This window comes from Cytobacillus sp. Bac17 (genome assembly GCF_024519925.1).
Classification (GTDB): Bacteria; Bacillota; Bacilli; order Bacillales; family Cytobacillaceae; genus Cytobacillus; species Cytobacillus pseudoceanisediminis.
In genome coordinates this window covers 39426-57634 of sequence record NZ_JALJRC010000023.1, presented here as the reverse complement: position 1 = coordinate 57634, position 18209 = coordinate 39426, and the positions used below count along the sequence as shown (strand labels likewise).

21 protein-coding genes are annotated in these 18209 nt (G+C 40.3%); 8 read left to right on the top strand and 13 right to left on the bottom strand.

Annotated elements, in window-relative coordinates:
• Positions 1-476 precede the first annotated feature (476 nt).
• The gene (locus NR125_RS21695; protein ID WP_256816120.1) at positions 477-1298 is read left to right on the top strand and encodes an EcsC family protein; all 822 of its coding nucleotides are present in this window, start codon (positions 477-479) and stop codon (positions 1296-1298) included.
• A 20-nt stretch (positions 1299-1318) separates the two neighbouring features.
• Here NR125_RS21695 and NR125_RS21690 read toward each other — a convergent pair whose 3' ends face one another.
• The 9 genes from NR125_RS21690 to NR125_RS21650 all read right to left on the bottom strand — a co-directional run bounded on the left by NR125_RS21690 (position 1319) and on the right by NR125_RS21650 (position 8971).
• Positions 1319-1894: a TlpA disulfide reductase family protein gene (locus tag NR125_RS21690; protein ID WP_071157309.1), complete on the bottom strand. Its 576-nt coding sequence runs from the start codon at positions 1892-1894 to the stop codon at positions 1319-1321.
• A gap of 89 nt (positions 1895-1983) precedes the next feature.
• The gene (locus tag NR125_RS21685; protein WP_019379668.1) at positions 1984-2772 is read right to left on the bottom strand and encodes a hypothetical protein; all 789 of its coding nucleotides are present in this window, start codon (positions 2770-2772) and stop codon (positions 1984-1986) included.
• A gap of 204 nt (positions 2773-2976) precedes the next feature.
• The gene (locus NR125_RS21680) at positions 2977-4317 is read right to left on the bottom strand and encodes a S8 family peptidase (RefSeq protein WP_217026252.1); all 1341 of its coding nucleotides are present in this window, start codon (positions 4315-4317) and stop codon (positions 2977-2979) included.
• A gap of 263 nt (positions 4318-4580) precedes the next feature.
• Positions 4581-5426: a patatin-like phospholipase family protein gene (locus NR125_RS21675; protein WP_009332530.1), complete on the bottom strand. Its 846-nt coding sequence runs from the start codon at positions 5424-5426 to the stop codon at positions 4581-4583.
• Between the two features lie 94 nt (positions 5427-5520).
• Positions 5521-6297 carry an ABC transporter permease gene (locus NR125_RS21670; protein ID WP_256816119.1) on the bottom strand — a complete coding sequence of 259 codons (777 nt, stop codon included), beginning with the start codon at positions 6295-6297 and terminating at the stop codon, positions 5521-5523.
• Positions 6294-7199, bottom strand: coding sequence for an ABC transporter ATP-binding protein (locus NR125_RS21665; RefSeq protein WP_009332532.1), 906 nt, complete (start codon positions 7197-7199; stop codon positions 6294-6296). The genes NR125_RS21670 and NR125_RS21665 overlap by 4 nt, the downstream gene beginning before the upstream one ends.
• A 2-nt stretch (positions 7200-7201) precedes the next feature.
• A complete protein-coding gene (locus NR125_RS21660) occupies positions 7202-7399 on the bottom strand; it encodes a PLD nuclease N-terminal domain-containing protein (protein WP_009332533.1) in 198 nt (65 codons plus the stop codon).
• A gap of 138 nt (positions 7400-7537) precedes the next feature.
• Positions 7538-8500: a helix-turn-helix transcriptional regulator gene (locus NR125_RS21655; RefSeq protein WP_157380202.1), complete on the bottom strand. Its 963-nt coding sequence runs from the start codon at positions 8498-8500 to the stop codon at positions 7538-7540.
• A 132-nt stretch (positions 8501-8632) separates the two neighbouring features.
• On the bottom strand, positions 8633-8971 hold the full coding sequence (locus NR125_RS21650) for a DUF4870 domain-containing protein (RefSeq protein WP_009332537.1): 339 nt from the start codon (positions 8969-8971) through the stop codon (positions 8633-8635).
• A gap of 232 nt (positions 8972-9203) precedes the next feature.
• Here NR125_RS21650 and NR125_RS21645 point away from each other — a divergent pair, with 232 nt between their 5' ends.
• The 4 genes from NR125_RS21645 (at position 9204) to NR125_RS21630 (ending at position 12732) form a co-directional block, all read left to right on the top strand.
• Complete coding sequence (locus tag NR125_RS21645) at positions 9204-9983, top strand: undecaprenyl-diphosphate phosphatase (protein ID WP_034296678.1); 780 nt, start codon at positions 9204-9206, stop codon at positions 9981-9983.
• A 23-nt stretch (positions 9984-10006) separates the two neighbouring features.
• Positions 10007-10591: an undecaprenyl phosphate transporter UptA gene (uptA, locus tag NR125_RS21640; RefSeq protein WP_009332540.1), complete on the top strand. Its 585-nt coding sequence runs from the start codon at positions 10007-10009 to the stop codon at positions 10589-10591.
• 142 nt (positions 10592-10733) lie between these two features.
• A complete protein-coding gene (locus tag NR125_RS21635) occupies positions 10734-11858 on the top strand; it encodes an amidohydrolase (RefSeq protein WP_009332542.1) in 1125 nt (374 codons plus the stop codon).
• A 313-nt stretch (positions 11859-12171) separates the two neighbouring features.
• Positions 12172-12732, top strand: a complete 561-nt coding sequence (locus NR125_RS21630) for a GNAT family N-acetyltransferase (RefSeq protein WP_009332545.1) — start codon at positions 12172-12174, stop codon at positions 12730-12732.
• A gap of 53 nt (positions 12733-12785) precedes the next feature.
• Here NR125_RS21630 and NR125_RS21625 read toward each other — a convergent pair whose 3' ends face one another.
• Positions 12786-12944 (bottom strand): hypothetical protein, encoded by a 159-nt coding sequence (locus NR125_RS21625; RefSeq protein WP_192908920.1) that lies wholly within the window; start codon positions 12942-12944, stop codon positions 12786-12788.
• A gap of 233 nt (positions 12945-13177) precedes the next feature.
• Here NR125_RS21625 and NR125_RS21620 point away from each other — a divergent pair, with 233 nt between their 5' ends.
• Entirely contained in the window at positions 13178-14542 is a 1365-nt protein-coding gene (locus tag NR125_RS21620; RefSeq protein WP_009332551.1) for an MATE family efflux transporter, read from the top strand.
• Between the two features lie 42 nt (positions 14543-14584).
• Here NR125_RS21620 and NR125_RS21615 read toward each other — a convergent pair whose 3' ends face one another.
• Entirely contained in the window at positions 14585-15358 is a 774-nt protein-coding gene (locus NR125_RS21615; protein WP_009332552.1) for an SDR family oxidoreductase, read from the bottom strand.
• 228 nt (positions 15359-15586) lie between these two features.
• Here NR125_RS21615 and NR125_RS21610 point away from each other — a divergent pair, with 228 nt between their 5' ends.
• Complete coding sequence (locus tag NR125_RS21610; protein WP_009332554.1) at positions 15587-16069, top strand: hypothetical protein; 483 nt, start codon at positions 15587-15589, stop codon at positions 16067-16069.
• Between the two features lie 13 nt (positions 16070-16082).
• Entirely contained in the window at positions 16083-16577 is a 495-nt protein-coding gene (locus NR125_RS21605; RefSeq protein ID WP_009332556.1) for an Hsp20/alpha crystallin family protein, read from the top strand.
• On the opposite strand, the gene NR125_RS21600 is transcribed toward NR125_RS21605, so the two are convergent.
• Positions 16574-17071 carry a GNAT family N-acetyltransferase gene (locus tag NR125_RS21600; RefSeq protein WP_009332558.1) on the bottom strand — a complete coding sequence of 166 codons (498 nt, stop codon included), beginning with the start codon at positions 17069-17071 and terminating at the stop codon, positions 16574-16576. The two genes, NR125_RS21605 and NR125_RS21600, sit on opposite strands and share 4 nt — an antisense overlap.
• A gap of 172 nt (positions 17072-17243) precedes the next feature.
• The gene (locus NR125_RS21595; RefSeq protein ID WP_019379680.1) at positions 17244-18026 is read right to left on the bottom strand and encodes a CAP domain-containing protein; all 783 of its coding nucleotides are present in this window, start codon (positions 18024-18026) and stop codon (positions 17244-17246) included.
• Positions 18027-18209: the final 183 nt, after the last annotated feature.

Below are 18209 nucleotides of genomic sequence, written 5' to 3'. Positions count from 1 at the left end.
CGAAATAAGCGTTTAAAAAAGATTTTTTTGAACGCAGCACTATAATCATTCCTTCTCCCATCCAGACTTTCACTGTCGGCTTTGGAGTTTCACCAAATCCACCGTTTTCATTAGAAAAGCGCAAGCGCCTTGTTCACCCCCGACAAGCACAAGACGAGCCTCGCAGAAAAGGCGTCTTTTGCCTTTTTGGGAGGATTGGCTTGTGACCTCGAGGGGGTAGGCGCTGGAGCTAGACAATCATTAGAAAAGCGCATGTTCCTGCATCTCTGCTAATAAAACCGGGTCACGGACTAAGAGGGCGTACCCTCATCACCGCCGGTTGGGAATTTCACCCTGCCCCGAAGGAAATCCTATTCTATTATAAGAATCTTACCATGAATAGTCGGAATATACAAAGAGAATTGTTTATAAAGAATTGAAACTTTTGCTTTAAACTGACGTATAGGTAATTATAGAAGAAGGAGAGGAATTTAAATATGATTGAACCGAGGGAACTTCTTATAAATGAACTAAAAAAATGTGAAGAATGGGAAAAAGACCAAGGTGATTTATGGTTTTGGGAGAAGCTGGGAAGACTCCCTTTTAAGTTAATTGATAGATTCACACCGGAGTTCATACAAAAAAAGGTTGGAGTGATTCTTGATGAGCTTGGCACATATATTCAATCAGGAGGAAGATATTTAAGTTCAGCTTCGGCGTTAAAGAACTATTATCCTGAACAAAATATTCATACCTTAGAGGATGTAGAAAGCCTGCCCATATCAAAGATGGATGAAGCCGCTGGAAAGCTAAGCTCAAACCGTAAAAGAACCGCTGCATTGCAAGGTGCCAGTACTGGGGTTGGAGGGATTTTCACCCTGACGATTGATATCCCTCTTCTACTTGGCATTCAGCTAAAAACCCTTCAGGATATCGCGATTTGCTATGGCTTTGATCCAGCTGATAAGAATGAAAGAATGTTCATCGTAAAAATTCTGCAATTTGTTTCCAGTGACATTGTAGGAAAAGAAGCCATTCTGCAGCAGCTTTCCATGTTTGGTTCTAAAGAAGCAGGAGCAAAAAGGGAAGTCGTTTCCGAGCTTCAGGGGTGGAGAGAAGTTGTGTTTTCTTACAGGGACCAAATTGGCTGGAAAAAACTTTTTCAAATGATCCCGATAGCCGGACTGCTGTTTGGGGCTTTCATAAATCGCTCAGCCGTAAATGATATTGCCGAAGCAGGCATTATGCTATACCGAAAAAGAGTAATCGTTAATCGTCTGCACCAGAATATGATTACAGAAATAAAACCGGAGAGCTGACAATGGCTCTCCGGTTTTATTTATGGAAGCTTTTTGATTTCCTTCTCCATATACTCTTCATTTAAAGCTCCCAAAACTTTCTCTCTAATAACACCATCGGAATCAATAAAATAGCTTGTAGGATAGGCCATTATATTATAGTCAGAACCTGCCTCGCCTTTTACATCCATAGGAATTGTAAAAGTCAGCCCCAGCTCTTTTACGAATTTCTCTGCGTCACCGCTATTTTTTTCAGTGTTTGTAAGATTGACTGCAAGAATATCGAAATTTTCATCTTTATACTTATTATACAGCTTCTCCATATGCGGCATTTCTGCACGGCAAGGAGGACACCAGCTTGCCCAGAAATTTAACAAAACTGCCTTGCCTCTATAATCGGAGAGTTTTACTGGGTTTCCTTCCATATCTGTCAGTTCAAAATCAGGAGCAAGGTTTCCTTTCTCCAAACCAACAGGCAAATCTTCAGGGTCTTCCATTTTATCGTATTTCTGCATTTGTCCGGCTTGCTCTACTACCCCTTTTTCCTTGAGAATTGTTTTGTCAACAATAAACAGCAAAACGACAATAACTGCGGCTGCGAATAGAAACTTTTTCATTCCAACACCTCTATACTGATATCCCTATATTTAAACTGAACTTATCATACTATATGGGGAATATAGAATCTATAAATGTGCACTCTGTTTTAGTGATTGCGGTAAAGAAAAAGCGTCGCAAGAATGGCATATATTCTAAGCTTTTCTTTTGCTGTCAGACCCTCCTCAAAAGAAAGTACAGGTGTATTGGGATCCCTGAACTGCTGCCCCCATTCTAGCGGCATCCATCCTTTGCGAAGGCGCGCTATCCTATTTGATTTCTCATCAAGAACTTGAAAATCCGTATGGAAAAAGGTTTTAGGAATGGAATATCGATCACAGCCATTCTCATATACCAGTTTGGATCCATCTTTTTTATTTATGATTGTTTCTTTGCAGGAGTCTTTCACAAACGAAATATCAACGCCGTTTCTATCGATTAGGATTGATGCCTCCAGATTATTGTTATAATCATAGATACCCAGCCTTCTTGGAAAAAGACGGTCCAAAAAATAAGGCAAGAACCATCTAAACTTCCACATTTTCATATCCCTGATTTCACCAACCTGCCTTCCTTCCGGATCAAAAAGCACCATTCTAAGGGAAGGAGCCGGCATAAAAGCGATCATCAAATTTGACTGGCATAACAATGAGAGAAGGGCTTGTCTGCTATTATTGGAATTTCTCTCCACTATCTCGGCCGCCCTTTGCTTATTCAGCAAGTGAATTTGATGGCACAGAAAACTATATATGATGAAAGGGATTAGAAAAAGGATTAAATTCGTCCGTTGAGATTCTTTTATGAAAATCAATAGAAAGAAAAATGGAGGTACAAGTGCGGCCAGGCTCGCATTTATTGAGATGTCAGCTGTTTTCCGGTAATATTGCTGGATATTCATCAGTATGTCTCCCCCGCTATATGTATTTCTCTATATTCTATTAAATAGTTCCAAAAAAAATGAATTTTTGGGAGGATTTTTGGAGGGTACATATTGCCGCATCTGCAAATAGTCTGTTTGAGTTATTCGTTACCATCTTTATTCGCTGATTTTCCTTCAAATAAAAAAGCTGACGGAAACTTTCCGCCAGCTCGTTTGATGGAATTACTTTAAAGCATTAACCGCATTAATTAGCCCATGGCCAGATTGTTCGTCGTATCCAGGCTTGAAGATATCTTCTGATGAAGATTGAATGATCTGCTTTACTTGTGCAGGAGAGATTTGGTCTTTCCCATGTTTTGCGATAATAACACCAGCCAGGGCCGCAACTTTCGGAGCGGCCATAGAAGTACCGCCTTTATACCCATATCCGCCGCCAGGGATTGTTGCTAATGCCAAATAAGAATTGTCTCTGCCAGCTCCAGTATTTGGATCATAGTTTGGTCCCAAATCTCCGCCAGGCGCCATGACATCAATTTTGCCGACACCGTAATTGGAATAGAAAGCAAGATTCTTTAAAGCTCCTCCAGCAGATACACGAATCATCAATTGACTGCTTGGGCTTCTGTGTGTTGCACCGTTATCAGAACCTGACAGCTGTCCCGGGCTCTTTAAATCAACAGCGTTATTGCCTGCAGAACCAACTACAGTAACACCTTTTTGAATCGCATATTTGATGGCTCTGTTAAACATCTGCACGTCCGCTACGGTTTCTTTCGTTGTATACTCGGGATTCTGGAACCAGTCATACCCGCCAAGAGACATGTTGACAACATCCACATTGTCGTCCGCAGCTGTTATTAAGGCTTCGGCGATATGGGAAGTCGCTGCACCGCCATCAGGGCCGAATACACGGTATGCTGCTACCTTCAAGTCAGGTCCGACACCCATGGTTCTTCCTTTTGCTGCAATGGATCCTGCAACATGGGTTCCATGGCTGTTTTCATCCATTGGATCCGGGTAGCCTGGAACAAAGGATTTACCGTATGCATAATTTTCTTTTAAATCTGGATGAGTATAGTCAATCCCTGTGTCAATTACACCAACAACGATATCTTTACCGTCAGCTGTCTTTCCAGTTCCTCCTGGAAGATTCCATGATGCACCATTATTTGTTACTTGTTTGATATCCCACTGCAGATTGTTATATAAATCAGCATTATCTAATGGAAGATCTGCATCTACTGCAGGAGCTTCGGGATAAATAACATTTTCAGCGCCCGCAGACAATACCAAGGAAGATTTCCTGATTTCATTAAGAAAATTAGGATTTGCTGATGAAACCTCAACAGCTCCTAATTTTTCGAGCTTATTCTCTATTTGTCCTCCAAATTTTTTCAATAGGTCTGTATAGCCTGCAGGAAGCTTTCCTTCATCTTTAAAAACGACTAAGTAACTCTTTTCAACCGTTTGGGCTTGTCCAGTGCTGACAGAACCCGCAAAAACGGCTGAGGCACATAATGCCAAACTTAATGTACCCGTTACGATACCCTTCTTGATATTCATTTTTTATTGAGACCCCCCTTATATTTTCTAATTTTCATTATATTCGAAATAAAGATATCAACAATCTTTGTATTTCGACATGCCTCTCCGTCATTTCGCAAAAAATACTACTTAAAACCCATTACTCCTTTATATATTTTAAGTTTTTCCGGGTCTATTCGCTTGATTCTCAATCAAAAACTTTGCTTGCTCCCTGTCAGCCCTGTCGAAAAGATAAGACTATTTCCTTAAGAAAAAACCGCATCTTATTAGATACGGTTTGACTAAAATTGATTGATTCTCTCAATGGATTTTCTTGCATCTTCATATCCTTGCAGATATAACTTTTCCAGTTTTTGAGGATTCCGCTCCATCCGGCCCACTGTTAATGGCTCCTGAGGCTGGATGACAAGAACTGTCCCATTCTTCTCTTCCTGTTCTACATAGCGGAGGGTCTCATTATAGGTCCGGCAGCGTTCCGTCAATGCTTTCTGAAGCCCAGTGTAATGCGGATATTTTCTTTTGACCATAAAAGTAAATTTAGATGGCTTTTTGGTATATCCCCTGTTTCTTGTCAAGATGACTATATTTTTTTTCAATCCATCCTGCTGAGCTTTTTTGATTGGTATAGGGTCGCTGATTCCGCCATCGAGGAGGACCCGGCTATTAAATTCTACCTCCGGAGCAATAAAAGGCAAGGAACTGGATGCTTTTAAAACCTTAAGCATATCTTTGCCATAATCTTTTTTACCGTAATACACCGGTTTACCTGTATGGCAATCAGTTGTTCCAATAACAAATTCAGACTCATTTTTATAAAACTCATCATAGTGATATGGGACAAGCTTATTCGGTATTTCATCAAAAATAAAATCCATCCCGAAAAACTGGCGGGATTTAAAGTAATTCCGCCATGAGATATATCGGGGATCTGTAACATAATCCACATTCACAATTCTATTCCTGCCCCTTTGCTTGGATAAGTAAGAAGCTGCATTGCAAGCCCCTGCAGAAACCCCAATGACATAAGGAAAGCAGAGGTCCTGTTCAAGAAAATATTCGAGAACCCCCGCTGTGTATACTCCTCGCATCCCTCCGCCTTCAAGTACCAGACCCGCTTCACTGATCACCGCTCATCTTCCTTTCAGTCTTTTAAAGCTATACTACCAAAATATTAACCTCCCATATACATATATGCCCACAAAGATAGACCATGCCATGAATTCAGGCAAGTTCCCTTCTTTTAAAGATAGCAATTGATGCAAGCAGGGAAAGCGTGATCATGACTACAGAAACAATGATGCTCGGCAGCAATTCATCCGGGAGATTACTGCCCATGATAAAAGCATTCGAATAAGCAGACAGCAGCGCCGGACTCCATTCCAGCAAATGAGGGAGTGAACTGCTCAATAGGCTTAATATGACAATGATGCCAATAGAGATAAATCCGACTGCTCCAGGCGATTTCATAAACGTATTGAACAGTATTACTACAGTTACTATAAGAGTAAGCCAGATGCCGTTAACAAAGAAGGACTGGAGAAAATCCGCAAAAGAAATAAATTCAAACAATACGCCTACATAGTACCAGGAGAGGAAATAACTCAAAAAATATGAAAACCAAATGAGAATCATAGAGCTAGCCCACTTCGCCGTTACAAACCAGGCATAAGAAACAGGTTTTACCAGTATAAGCCCCGCCACACCGCTTTTCCTTTCTCCAGCAATAGTCCCCATTGTAATTAATACAATAATAAGCACACCAAACGTATTGAACTGGCTAAGACTTGCAGCAAGCGCTTCACCTGCAGATGGGACAGGAAGCTCGATGACTGCTCCTTCCGGCAGCCCGCCAAGAGAATCAATAATCTGAGGCATATAATATAATGTCAGCGGCTCTTTTACAGCTATCATAATAAAAGTAAGCGGCACCCATATCCATTTGAAATTTCTGGACATTTCAAGCATTTCCTTTTTAAATAAAGTCATCCATTTATTCATTTTTGCACCACCTTCATGAAGACATCCTCCAGCCTGGTTCTGCTGATTTCAAACTTAACAAGCGGCAGGTTCCGTTTCATAATCTCAGTTAAGAATAGTTCTCTAGCATATTCTATATCCTCTACCAAAAAGCTCGCATACTCTCCATCCAATTTCATTGAAGAAACAGGCTGAAGCAGAGATAATTCTTCTGCATATTGCAGTGTATTCTCTTTAAAAGCCAAGTCAATTTTTGCCTGCTGATGTTTAGTTCTCAGGCCTGCCAATGTCCCTGATTCAACTAGTTCACCATTATGGAGAAATAATATTTCATCACAAATCTCTTCTGCATCATTTAGTATATGAGTTGAAAATAGGATAGCTGATTCTTTTTTCAGCTTATCCATCAGCTCCAGCACTTCTCTGCGTCCAAATGGGTCGAGTGCAGAAACCGGCTCATCAAGCATGACGAGCTTCGGACGATGGATTATAGCCTGTGCAATGCCAAGCCGCTGCTTCATGCCTCCTGAATATTTTCCAATCCGCCGATTCTTAGCTTCAGCTATACCGGTAAGTTCAAGAAGTTCTTTTGCTCTGTCTTTGGCTTCTGATTTAGAAAGACCTGCAAGCTGGCCAGCATATTCGAGAAACTCGTTGCCTGTCATCCATTCATAAAAAACAGGAAATTGAGGAAGATAGCCTATTAATCTTCGGAAATCCGCTTTTTCTGCCCCTTCAAACACGATCGCTCCTGAATCTGGCTTCACCAGGCCGGCAAGCATTTTTAATGTAGTTGTTTTTCCTGCCCCATTTGCTCCCAGAAGGGCAATACATTTTCTTTCAGATAATTGGAAGTCCAGACCTTTTATTACTTCCAGGTCCTGGAACCGCTTTTTTAGGTTTATTATGTTTACAACTGGCATTATCAGCTTCTCCTTCCAAAAATAAAGTAAATAATTGGCCCCAGCAGGTTTATAAATAAAATAATAAGAGCCCATACCCATTTAGGCCCATTTGCTTTTTCTATTTTTACCAGATCAATAATGGCAATGGCGATTAATATAAGCTGAATGATGACTATAGGTGCAAGAATTGCCCAGTTAATGCTTTCTAAAAATTCCATTATGTTGTCCTCCCTTATTTGTTATGTCATTCATATGACGTGCAAGTTCCTAAAACGTTCACTGGTAATTCAATTGTTTTTAAACAAAAAAAACGCCCCAATCCTGGAGCGCTTCAAAGTTTAATAGATAAAGAAGGGTTAATCCGTTTCTTTTTCATAAACAGACATCATATTGCGGATTTCGTTTGTTACTTGATCAATGAGTGAGGACGGCGAGAGTACCTTCGCCTGGTTACCCCAGTTGAGGAGCCATTTGACAAGACCATCACTTACAATGGCTTTTGCTGTTAAAACGAAATAGTTTTCATCAAGCTTTCTTATGTCTGCATCCCGCCCGAATTTATCAATTATCACGTTGATCAGATCGTTATGGAACCGGATTTTTATCCACTCTTCAGAGCCGGCATACATATGAAAGGTTGAGCTCACATACCTGGATACATCAAAGGGTTCATATGCAAACTGTTCTTCCGTTATATTCACATTGCGCAGACGGTCGATCCGATAATGGCGGATTTCTTCTTTAGCAAAGTAATAGGCTATTAAATAATAAAAATCATTTACCCAGGTGAGCGCCAGCGGCTTGACCCTGTATTGCCCTCCATTGTGGCTTAAAACAAATTCCTTGTTAAGATTATATCTTCCATATTGAAATGTGACGATTCTCCGCTCGGAAATGGCTTCATGCAAATCATTGATAGCCAGCCGAACCAGTTTGCTTTCACTTTTTACAGAGGAATCGATCAAAATTTCATTATGCAGCTTTTTGGCATGATGAAGGCTTGTCAGCTTCTTAATTTTCCGGATCAGCTGTTTCGTCTCATCTTTCGTAATAAAGCGTGCAGAAGCAACAGCATCAATCAGCATACGCAATTCATAAAGCTCGAATAGACGGTATTGATGGCTGTAGAACTTCGGCATCCCCTCTTTTTCCTGGTTGATGGTAATATCGAATTTCGCTTCAATCAGATGCTCAATATCGTCCCTCAGTGAGTTTTTGTTTAATTTCACATCAGGTCCATATTCCTTTTTAAAGCATTCAGTTATATCGTCCAGTGTATATTCATTTTCTTCATCAGTTTGCTCTCTTAGAATCTCCATAAGCTTGAGCATCCTTTGTTTGTTATCGAGTCTATTCATTACATCACCCCGTGTACTGTATAACTAAAAGCTCTGCAGAATTAATTATCCATTAAAAAAAGCCCAGTGGCAACGGCCCTGGACTCTGTTTAATTACTTTAAAATCCTGAAAACTAAAGGTATTCTGTACTCCTTGCCTTCATACGCTTTGACAGCAGCTACTATTGTGAAGACGAAAGCAAGGATTCCCACGATCCAAATAGTAATCACCCCAATTAAGATGATCATAAGCACTACGCTGATGACGCTGTAAATCGTATAGGAAATTAAAAAATTTAAATATTCCTTGCCATGATAATCTACAAACTCCGAGTCATTCTTTTTTAAGAGCCAAATGATCAGCGGTCCAATAAAAGTTGTAAAAAAACTGGTTACATAGATGGCTGCTGCTAAAAGCCTTTCATCATTGGAAGGCATTTTATAATCATTCATTCTGTTTCCTCCTAATAATCCTCAATATATATTATGATTTCTTCTATATTATTTACGTTATTCATTTTAAAAGGTTTCATGTTTTTTTTAATTTTTGCACCCATCCATAAAATCCGTAAAACCTTAATTTCAAGTTCTTGATTAGGACAACTTGAATACAAATGTTAAAGACAGGCATTGCGTCATGACTTTGCCAAATTTTTTACCTGCTTAGGAAGGTGATATATAGATGATGTCAAAGCTGGAGGCTTTCATTCTGGGAATCATACAGGGGCTCACAGAGTTCCTGCCTATATCCAGTACAGGACATTTATATTTGGGGAGACATCTATTTGGGCTTGATGAGGCAGGCCTCTTCCTTGATACAATGCTGCATATAGGAACTTTACTGGCAGTCCTTGTCGTATACAAAAATGAATTGCTTCAAATCGTAAAGAAGCCATTCGGCAAGCTATCTATCCTTCTGATTGTCGGTACGATTCCAGCCGTAATCGTTGGGCTGCTGCTGAGTGACATGTTTGATTCAATTTCAAAATCCGGGGTTACAATCGGCTGGGAATTTCTATTTACGGGGTTCATACTCTGGATTGCTGATGGTGTTAAGAAAGGTGCCAAAAAGATGGACAGCATCACATATGGAGATGCCCTGTTTATCGGCACCTTTCAGGCAGCCGCCATCTTTCCGGCAGTCTCCAGATCCGGATTAACCATTGCAGCAGGCCTCTTTAGAAAGCTCGACAGGGAAACAGCGGCTTATTTTTCATTTCTGCTATCCATTCCTGCCATCGCAGGCGGCATTGTTATGCAATTTGGGGAATTGATGTCCGGTCACACAGAAGCCATAACCCTTGGAAGTATGTTGATGGCAACTTTGTCTTCAGCACTCTTTGGCTATGCAGCAGTCGTTTGGATGATTAATTTTCTAAAACGAAAATCCTTGAAGATATTTGCTGTATACGTTTGGATATTAGGGTTCACCATTATACTCCTGCAAATGACCGGGATTTTTTAAATTTCTAATGGGGAGGTATCAGAATGGAAGAAATTATTGCCAGCATTTTTGAAATACTTTCCCAGCTGGGTTATGCCGGCATTGCACTTGGATTAATGGTTGAGGTGATACCAAGCGAAATTGTCCTGAGCTATGGCGGCTTTTTAGTCAGCACCGGAGACATCCATTTTACAGGTGCCCTGCTTGCGGGGATTGCAGGCGGAACATTAGCTCAGCTGTTTCTTTACTGGCTTGGCGCGTATGGAGGAAGGCCTGTTCTTGATAAGTATGGAAAATATTTACTGATTCAAAAAAAACATTTGGATGCTTCAGAGAAATGGTTTGAAAAGTATGGAACTGGAGTGATCTTTACGGCCAGATTTATTCCTGTAATACGGCATGCCATATCCATCCCTGCCGGAATTGCCAAAATGCCATTATCGGTCTTTACAGTATATACAATAGCAGCCATGGTGCCATGGACGGTTCTCTTTTTATTATTGGGAATGGAACTTGGTGACCATTGGAGAGACATTAAAGAATACGCAAAACCATTTATATTGCCTATCATAGTCATCGCGTTGGGTTCGGGGGTATTCTATTTTTTTTACAAAACGCGAAAAAGTTAACATAACCTAAATCAGCTTATTACTCAAAAGTGTAGAATTGATTATTTTACACTTTTTTATTTGTTCAATCAGAAAATGTTCACCCTTTCTTTTCATTTTTGTAAAATAAAGCAAATACTACAGGATCAAAGGACGAGACCATGTGATGAAAATTTTATTAAAAAACGCATTCATTTACCCTGTTGCTTCCCCTGCTTTTCATGGGGATGTCTTAGTAGAAAACGGAAAGATATTAAAGACAGGCAAGAACCTAAAGTCTGATTCAAATGTAAAAATTATTGACTGCCATAGACACCACTTGCTTCCGGGCTTCATAGATGTTCATACTCATTTGGGCCTGTATGATGAAGGCACGGGATGGGCAGGCAATGATGCCAACGAAACAATTGAACCGCTAAGCCCGCACATTCGAGCGATGGATGGAGTATATCCTCTTGATCCGGCTTTTGCGGATGCTGTGAAATATGGCATCACAACTGCCCATATCATGCCAGGCAGCGCCAATGTAATTGGGGGAACTACTTCTGTTATTAAGACTGCAGGAAAAAATATCAGCAAAATGATTATCCAGGAAACAGCCGGACTTAAGATTGCCCTTGGAGAGAATCCAAAACGGATTCACAGCCATGGGAACAAGGATTCCATTACAAGAATGGGGATAATGGGCATGCTGAGGGAAGCCTTTTATGAGGCCTTACAGTGCGATAACCCTGACTCTTTAAGGTTCGCACCGCTTGTAAAAGCACTTAAAAGAGAAATTCCCGTCAGAATCCACGCGCATAGGGCAGATGATATTATTTCTGCTATCCGCTTTGCAGAAGAATTCAATCTGGATCTTCGGATCGAACATTGTACAGAAGGCCATTTAATTGCGGACGAATTGGAAGGGCTGAATTTAAAGGTATCAGTCGGGCCCACTTTAACAAGAAGGTCTAAAGTGGAGCTGAAAAACAAAACCTGGAAAACGTATCAGCAGCTGACAGAGCATGGTGTTGAAGTTTCCATCACTACAGATCATCCCTACACACCTGTACAGTATTTAAATATGTGTGCAGCTATTGCAGTCCGGGAAGGCCTTTCCGAACAAAAGGCCTTAGAAGGAATCACCATTCTGCCGGCAAAAAACCTCAGGATCGATAACCAGCTAGGGAGCATCGAGGAAGGAAAAGATGCCGATTTAGTTTTGTGGAACCATCACCCATTTCACTTTCTTTCCAAGCCGAAATGGACAATGATAAGCGGAAATTTTGTGTACAGGGAATCGTGAAAACGTGTCGAATATCGCTGGTGTAATTTGACATAAAATCGCAAAAAAAATAATCAAAAAACCTATTTCCTTTTTGATTTTTTTTTAGTATTATACCTAAAGTGAAGTGAAAATTTTGCTTCTTTATGACAGACAATCTAATATCGGAAACGATAGTAATAGGGAAGGCAAATGGTGCGCCACCAGTTATCTGGTTCTAGTGGGTTCGATTCCCACCCCGAAATTTTTTAGCAGCATAATAAAAAATTTCGAGGGTGGACCGATGGCTCTATTTGGCATGGAGTAGGACTGCCCTCAATTGGAGGGATATCCTATGCTCAAGAAACGTGATCTTCACGACTGCCATGCTTTATTCGATTTAATGACGCACCCTGATGTCTTCCCTTTTGTTCGCCAAAAAGCCAATTGTTATGATGAGTTTATGTTTATTACAAAGCAGACAATCGAAGCAGAAGAACGCGGTGAATTGATTTCACGCACAATTCTTGATGAATGGGGCACTCCGATTGGGACAATCAATTTGTATGACATCCAGGACAATGCCGGCTTCCTAGGCACATGGCTTGGCAAGCCCTACCATGGCAAAGGCTATAACAAATTAGCAAAAGATGCTTTCTTTGAGGAACTCTTTTTTGAAACCGGCATTGAAACAATCTTTATGCGGATCCGCAAGGAAAATATCCGCTCGCAAAAAGCTGCAGAAAAGCTTCCTTATGTCATTCTTGCAAATGAAACGAGAAAGTCTGTTTATGATCAGCTGAATGCCAATGGAGATATTTACAATTTATATGAGATCCCAAAAGATCTATATACTCTTCATGTAATGCGTCATGGAGCAGCAGTCCAAGAATCGTCCCAATTACTGGAGGCTTAATTGAAAAGCGGAAGAAAGCACTTGCATACAGGCAAGTGCTTTTTATTATTCTTTCAATTGATAATATTGGATTCCGGTTCATCTGTTTTTTCTCTTATTCCGTACTGGGTCAGCAATTCTTCCAGCTCTTCATTTGTAAGTGTCTCAAAACGCCCGTCCACGAATGAAACTTGAGTCTGATTTGGATTAATCCTATTTATATTGAAGCTCATCATTCTGCCTCCTTCAAGTCGAGTTTTGGAAATGGCTGCTTTTAATATTTATACTCGCCGTTGGAAGGATTTTTATTCTCGTTATTCAAAAGTTCACATAATTGAAACACTTCTTTTAATCGATTTGTTCAGATTACGATAGCTGTTTTTCCCAGAATAAAGGCCTGCTTTGCACCGTCCTCTGTTTAGTATGATATAATTCTCTAGTCACTTTAAAGAAAGAGGAAAGAATCATGAATCAGACATACAGCAAAAAACAAAAGCTGCATCAGCTGCTGGTGATTTTAGTTCCAATACTAGTAACCCAGCTGGCGATGTACTCCATGACATTTATTGATACCTTAATGACCGGCCGCTATAATTCTCAGGACCTGGCAGGTGTAGCGATTGGATCCTCACTTTGGGTTCCAGTGTTCACCGGTCTAAGCGGCATACTCCTTGCTGTTACACCGATCGTGTCCCACTTGGTGGGAGCAAAGAAACAGAGTGAGGAAGTTGCCTTTTCTGTCATTCAGGGTGTTTATCTATCCGTCATTATGGCCGTCCTTGTATTTGCCGGAGGAGCACTCTCCTTAAATCCAATCTTAAGTGGAATGAATCTCGAAAACAGGGTCCATGACACAGCTTTCAACTACCTTGCAGCCTTAAGCACAGGATTGATTCCCCTTTTTGTCTACAATGTATTAAGGTCGTTTATTGACGCTCTTGGCAAGACTAGGGTGAGTATGATTATTACACTTCTTTCACTGCCGATCAATGCTGTGTTTAACTATATGCTTATATATGGCAAATGGGGATTTCCGGAACTCGGAGGAGCAGGTGCAGGTTATGCTTCTTCTATTACTTACTGGCTGATCATGCTTATTTCATTTTTTATTATTCATAAAAATTCCCCATTCTCGAATTATGGAGTTTTCAGGAATTTGCATGCTGTTTCAATCGGCAAATGGAAAGAAATTCTTATGATCGGCATCCCAATTGGCTTATCGATTTTTTTCGAAACAAGCATTTTCTCAGCAGTTACTTTATTAATGAGCACATTCGAAACAGCCGTTATCGCCGCTCATCAGATTGCCCTCAATTTTGCATCACTTCTTTATATGATACCGCTCAGCATCTCAATGGCATTAACAATAGTGGTAGGATTTGAAGCAGGGGCTTCACGATTTAAGGATGCTAAAGAGTACAGCTGGATCGGGGTAGGCATTGCCGTAATTATGGCATTAATTTGTGCAGCCATCCTTTTGGCTTTTCCAAGAGAAGTTGCATCTATTTATACAAAAGACAGCGATGTATTAAAATTAACGGCCAATTTTTTAATCTATGCCATGTTCTTTCAGCTTTCAGATGCCATTCAGGCACCTGTCCAGGGAGCGTTAAGGGGGTATAAGGACGTAAACGTCACCTTTATTATGTCACTTATTTCTTATTGGATTATCGGACTGCCCTTTGGCTATTATCTAGCCAATCATTCAAACTGGGGGGCATATGGTTATTGGATAGGCTTAATTACAGGACTTGCAGCTGGCGCCATTACTTTAACAGGCAGGCTGATTTATCTTCAGAACAAAAAATACCCAGCATCCATGAAAGTTTAAAAAAAGGCAGAAGAATTCCGTTCTTCTGCCTTTTTTATAAGTTTATTCCTGATAAATTTTTCCAAGGACATCTTTGCCCCCTGTAACCGGGATAATGCTGCCTGTAATAAAATCGGATTTTTCATCGGTCAGAAAGCTAATTACTCGGGCAATATCCTCACCTGTTCCCGGTCTTCCGACTGGTGAGGCATTTTCCTGAACCTCTGCGGCTTCTTCAATTTTTTTTTCCTTCCATTCACCGACGATATCTCCCGGACAAACCATATTTGCGGTAATTCCATTCCCGGCCTCTTCAAGTGCGATGGATTTCGTCAAAGACGCAGCACCCGTTTTCGCAGCCGCAAAAGCGGAACGGTATATCCAGCCGGAAGCTGACTCTACGCGATCAAAGCCAATCGTAATAATCCTTCCCCATCCAGCTTCACGCATTTTCGGGATAAACAGCTTGGATAAATAAAATACCGCATTTAAATTACCATTAATCAGATAATTCCATTGTTCGAAGGTATATTCCATCATCTCTTTTCTTTCATGCACGTAAGGGCCTGCATTATGAATGACTATATCGATGACTGGGAAATCATTTAAAGCAGATTCTGACATCTTTACACATTCTGCCGGTATTGAAATATCTCCCTGCAAAGCAATATTTTTAGTTCCATATTTTTTGGTCAGTTCCCGGCATAATGAGACAGCTTCCTTTTGACTGCTACGGTAATTGATCACCAGATCGATGCCTTTTGCGGCAAGCACATACGCCGTTCTTTTCCCGATCCCTGTTGCTCCTCCCGTTATTAAAGCTGCTTTATTTCTCACAAAATTACCCCTCAGTATTTAATAAATTTTATATACATCAATACCAATATACTAGTAATTACAGTGTATTAATGCAAATAATAAGAAATTTTTTTCACCTTGGCTGCAGGGGCTGTGCAAACCTTATTGATCCATTATTAACGGATAGGCATTTTTCCGCATAGAATATATGACATAGTGAAGAATCATTAGCCTTGCCGGCAGTTTAGCATGGAAAGGATGAGAAGGATGTTTCCATGGAACTTTTTTCCATTTAATAAAGATATGAAAAATCCTCCCCATCAAATGAAACCGGAGGATATTGATAAATATGTCCGAAATATCATGGGGCAAATGTTTCCTCAAAATATGCAGGAAATGAGCGGAACACCAGATTTTATGAAAGGTTTTAATACAGCAGCCCCTGGAACTAATCACCAGCCATATTCTGCACCGCTGAATGCATCCGTCTTTGAAACACATGATTATGTTTTTGTGAGATTCCCTATTAAAAACGAGGACTGGTTAAAAGAAATGAAACTTTACCACACATCCAACCAAATGATTATTGAACATATTCCTGAGAAAGACGATAAGCATATCCTAACCCTCCCTGCTATTGTCAGAAAAAAAGGATCATCAGCAAGCTGCAAAGAGGGGTATATGGAGATAAAAATACCTAAAAACGTCGATATGCAATTTTCTGAAATTGATGTAACGGAAATATTATAAAGGGGGCATCTTTATGGAACTGAAAAAATGGAAAGATTTAATAAAAATGTCCGCTCAATATCAGAACCAGGATTTTTGGGACACCTTATCGCCTGAGAATTCCAGTCACAATAAAAAACATTCCTTTTCAGGACTGGAACAGGATAAAATCAATCGTTTCCTATCTAATCAGAATATTTATCCTCGATGTGACATGTATGAGTGCAATGGGGATATCAAAATTGAAGCAGAGCTCCCCGGAATTTGCAAAAATGACATTAAAGTATCTCTCGTAGGAAATGAACTAATTATTAAAGGAAAATGTTCTTCATTTCATCAGCACTTGCGCTATTTTCTGAAAGAAAGACATAGCAGATCCTTTGAAAAAGTGCTTACTCTCCCCATGCCTGTTGATAAATATTCAATAGAATCGTCATTCGAACATGGGATACTTTCCATTTCTCTCCCCATCTTAATCCAAGAGGAAGAAGCAATACCCATTTTTGTAAAGGGTGAAGAAACCCTTTAATCAAGCAGTTTATCATAACAATAAAAAGGGTTGACCCGATCCATGAAGATTGTACCTGCAATGACATATCCGTTTTTTTCAAATAATCTTTGAGCCTTTGTATTCAGCGAGTATGTATCGGTTCTCATGTACGGTATCCCTTTACTGACTGCATGTTCTTCAGCAAATAAAATTAACTTGCTCGCAATTCCCTCACCTCTGATCTCTGGATCTACTGCCAGACGGTGAAATACAAAACACGGCTCATCTTTTCTCCACGAGGCATTTTTATATTCCTCAGCCTGAGTTTGATCGACAGTAATGGAACCTGCAACTTTTCCATCAAAGATGGCCGTGTACAAATTGCCCGCTTCAATATCAGCTAAAAAGTCCTGATCCTGGGGATAAGTCCGGTTCCATTGGTCATTTCCCTCGGATTCCATAATGCTAACAGTCTGCTGGACGATGTCCATAATTTTTTTCAAATCTTCTTTTGTTCCTTTTCTAATATCCATTCAAATCACCTATTGCTTCTGATTTTAGTGTCTTTTACTAATGTTCCTATGAAGGATTGAATACATACATAGAGTCCAAGTAAATACTACTCATAACGTAAACGACAGTATTCAGGTGACAGTGCAACAAAAAAAGGCAGCCTAAAGAGGCTGCCTTTCACTCGATCACATATTATTTGCCAATGAACATTTGAGTCCAGTAGTTACCGTCAGCAACATGGCCTACACCAAGATGCGTGAAGTTTGCATTCATGATGTTTTTACGGTGGCCTTCACTATTCATCCAAGCTTGTACAACTTCTTCAGGAGACTGTTGGCCCATAGCAATGTTTTCGCCTGCTGTAGTGTATGAGATGCCGAATTGCTTCATCATATCAAATGGTGAACCGTAAGTTGGGCTGTTATGGTCAAAATATCCTTTAGACTGCATATCACGTGATTTTTCACGAGCAACTTTGCTTAATTCTACATCCAATTTAAGCGCAGGCACTCCTGCTTTTGCACGTTCCTGGTTAGTTAATTCAAGTACTTTTTTCTCATAAGCACTTACTTCAGAAGTTGCAGGTGCCGCTTCTTTTGTCTGCTCAGCAGGTGCTTGCTGCTGTGCTGGCTGCTGTGCAGGAGCCTTTGCTGTTTCCTGTGCTTTTGCAGGCTGCGCTGCTGGAGCTTTTGCTGTTTCTTGTGCTTTTGCAGGCTGCGCTGCTGGAGCTGCCGGCTTTTGAGCTTCCTGTTTATTTACTTGAACATTTCCCCAATTAATATTGTAGTTTTTAAGGTATTTTTGAAGAATGCTATTGATCTGTTCCTGGCTTAGGTTACCAGATTGAGAAACTACCATTTTTTTAGCTTGTTCAGGAGTAGGACAATTTGAAGCTGCGTCCGCTTGGTTAGCTCCTGGTGCTGATACTAGTAATGCTGCTGCCGCTGCTACTGAGTAAATAACTTTCTTATTCATGTATTTAAATCCTCCCTGTGTTTGTTTTCTTTGTTGTATGGTGCTGTGTGACTTGCACAATCATCATATCACAGGGTTTTTCGTAATATTTTTGGACAGATTTTACAACTCCCTGATTTCAGGACACCTAAGAGACTTTTAAACTAGTAAAATCAGGGCTGCACCTTTTCATAAATCCTTATA

Coding starts and splice junctions, on each gene's coding strand:
- NR125_RS21695 (WP_256816120.1), top strand. CDS start 477: ATGATTGAACCGAGGGAACTTCTTATAAATGAACTAAAAAAATGTGAA.
- NR125_RS21690 (WP_071157309.1), bottom strand. CDS start 1,894: ATGAAAAAGTTTCTATTCGCAGCCGCAGTTATTGTCGTTTTGCTGTTT.
- NR125_RS21685 (WP_019379668.1), bottom strand. CDS start 2,772: ATGAATATCCAGCAATATTACCGGAAAACAGCTGACATCTCAATAAAT.
- NR125_RS21680 (WP_217026252.1), bottom strand. CDS start 4,317: ATGAATATCAAGAAGGGTATCGTAACGGGTACATTAAGTTTGGCATTA.
- NR125_RS21670 (WP_256816119.1), bottom strand. CDS start 6,297: ATGAATAAATGGATGACTTTATTTAAAAAGGAAATGCTTGAAATGTCC.
- NR125_RS21665 (WP_009332532.1), bottom strand. CDS start 7,199: ATGCCAGTTGTAAACATAATAAACCTAAAAAAGCGGTTCCAGGACCTG.
- NR125_RS21660 (WP_009332533.1), bottom strand. CDS start 7,399: ATGGAATTTTTAGAAAGCATTAACTGGGCAATTCTTGCACCTATAGTC.
- NR125_RS21655 (WP_157380202.1), bottom strand. CDS start 8,500: ATGGAGATTCTAAGAGAGCAAACTGATGAAGAAAATGAATATACACTG.
- NR125_RS21650 (WP_009332537.1), bottom strand. CDS start 8,971: ATGAATGATTATAAAATGCCTTCCAATGATGAAAGGCTTTTAGCAGCA.
- NR125_RS21645 (WP_034296678.1), top strand. CDS start 9,204: ATGTCAAAGCTGGAGGCTTTCATTCTGGGAATCATACAGGGGCTCACA.
- uptA (WP_009332540.1), top strand. CDS start 10,007: ATGGAAGAAATTATTGCCAGCATTTTTGAAATACTTTCCCAGCTGGGT.
- NR125_RS21630 (WP_009332545.1), top strand. CDS start 12,172: ATGCTCAAGAAACGTGATCTTCACGACTGCCATGCTTTATTCGATTTA.
- NR125_RS21625 (WP_192908920.1), bottom strand. CDS start 12,944: ATGAGCTTCAATATAAATAGGATTAATCCAAATCAGACTCAAGTTTCA.
- NR125_RS21620 (WP_009332551.1), top strand. CDS start 13,178: ATGAATCAGACATACAGCAAAAAACAAAAGCTGCATCAGCTGCTGGTG.
- NR125_RS21610 (WP_009332554.1), top strand. CDS start 15,587: ATGTTTCCATGGAACTTTTTTCCATTTAATAAAGATATGAAAAATCCT.
- NR125_RS21605 (WP_009332556.1), top strand. CDS start 16,083: ATGGAACTGAAAAAATGGAAAGATTTAATAAAAATGTCCGCTCAATAT.
- NR125_RS21600 (WP_009332558.1), bottom strand. CDS start 17,071: ATGGATATTAGAAAAGGAACAAAAGAAGATTTGAAAAAAATTATGGAC.
- NR125_RS21595 (WP_019379680.1), bottom strand. CDS start 18,026: ATGAATAAGAAAGTTATTTACTCAGTAGCAGCGGCAGCAGCATTACTA.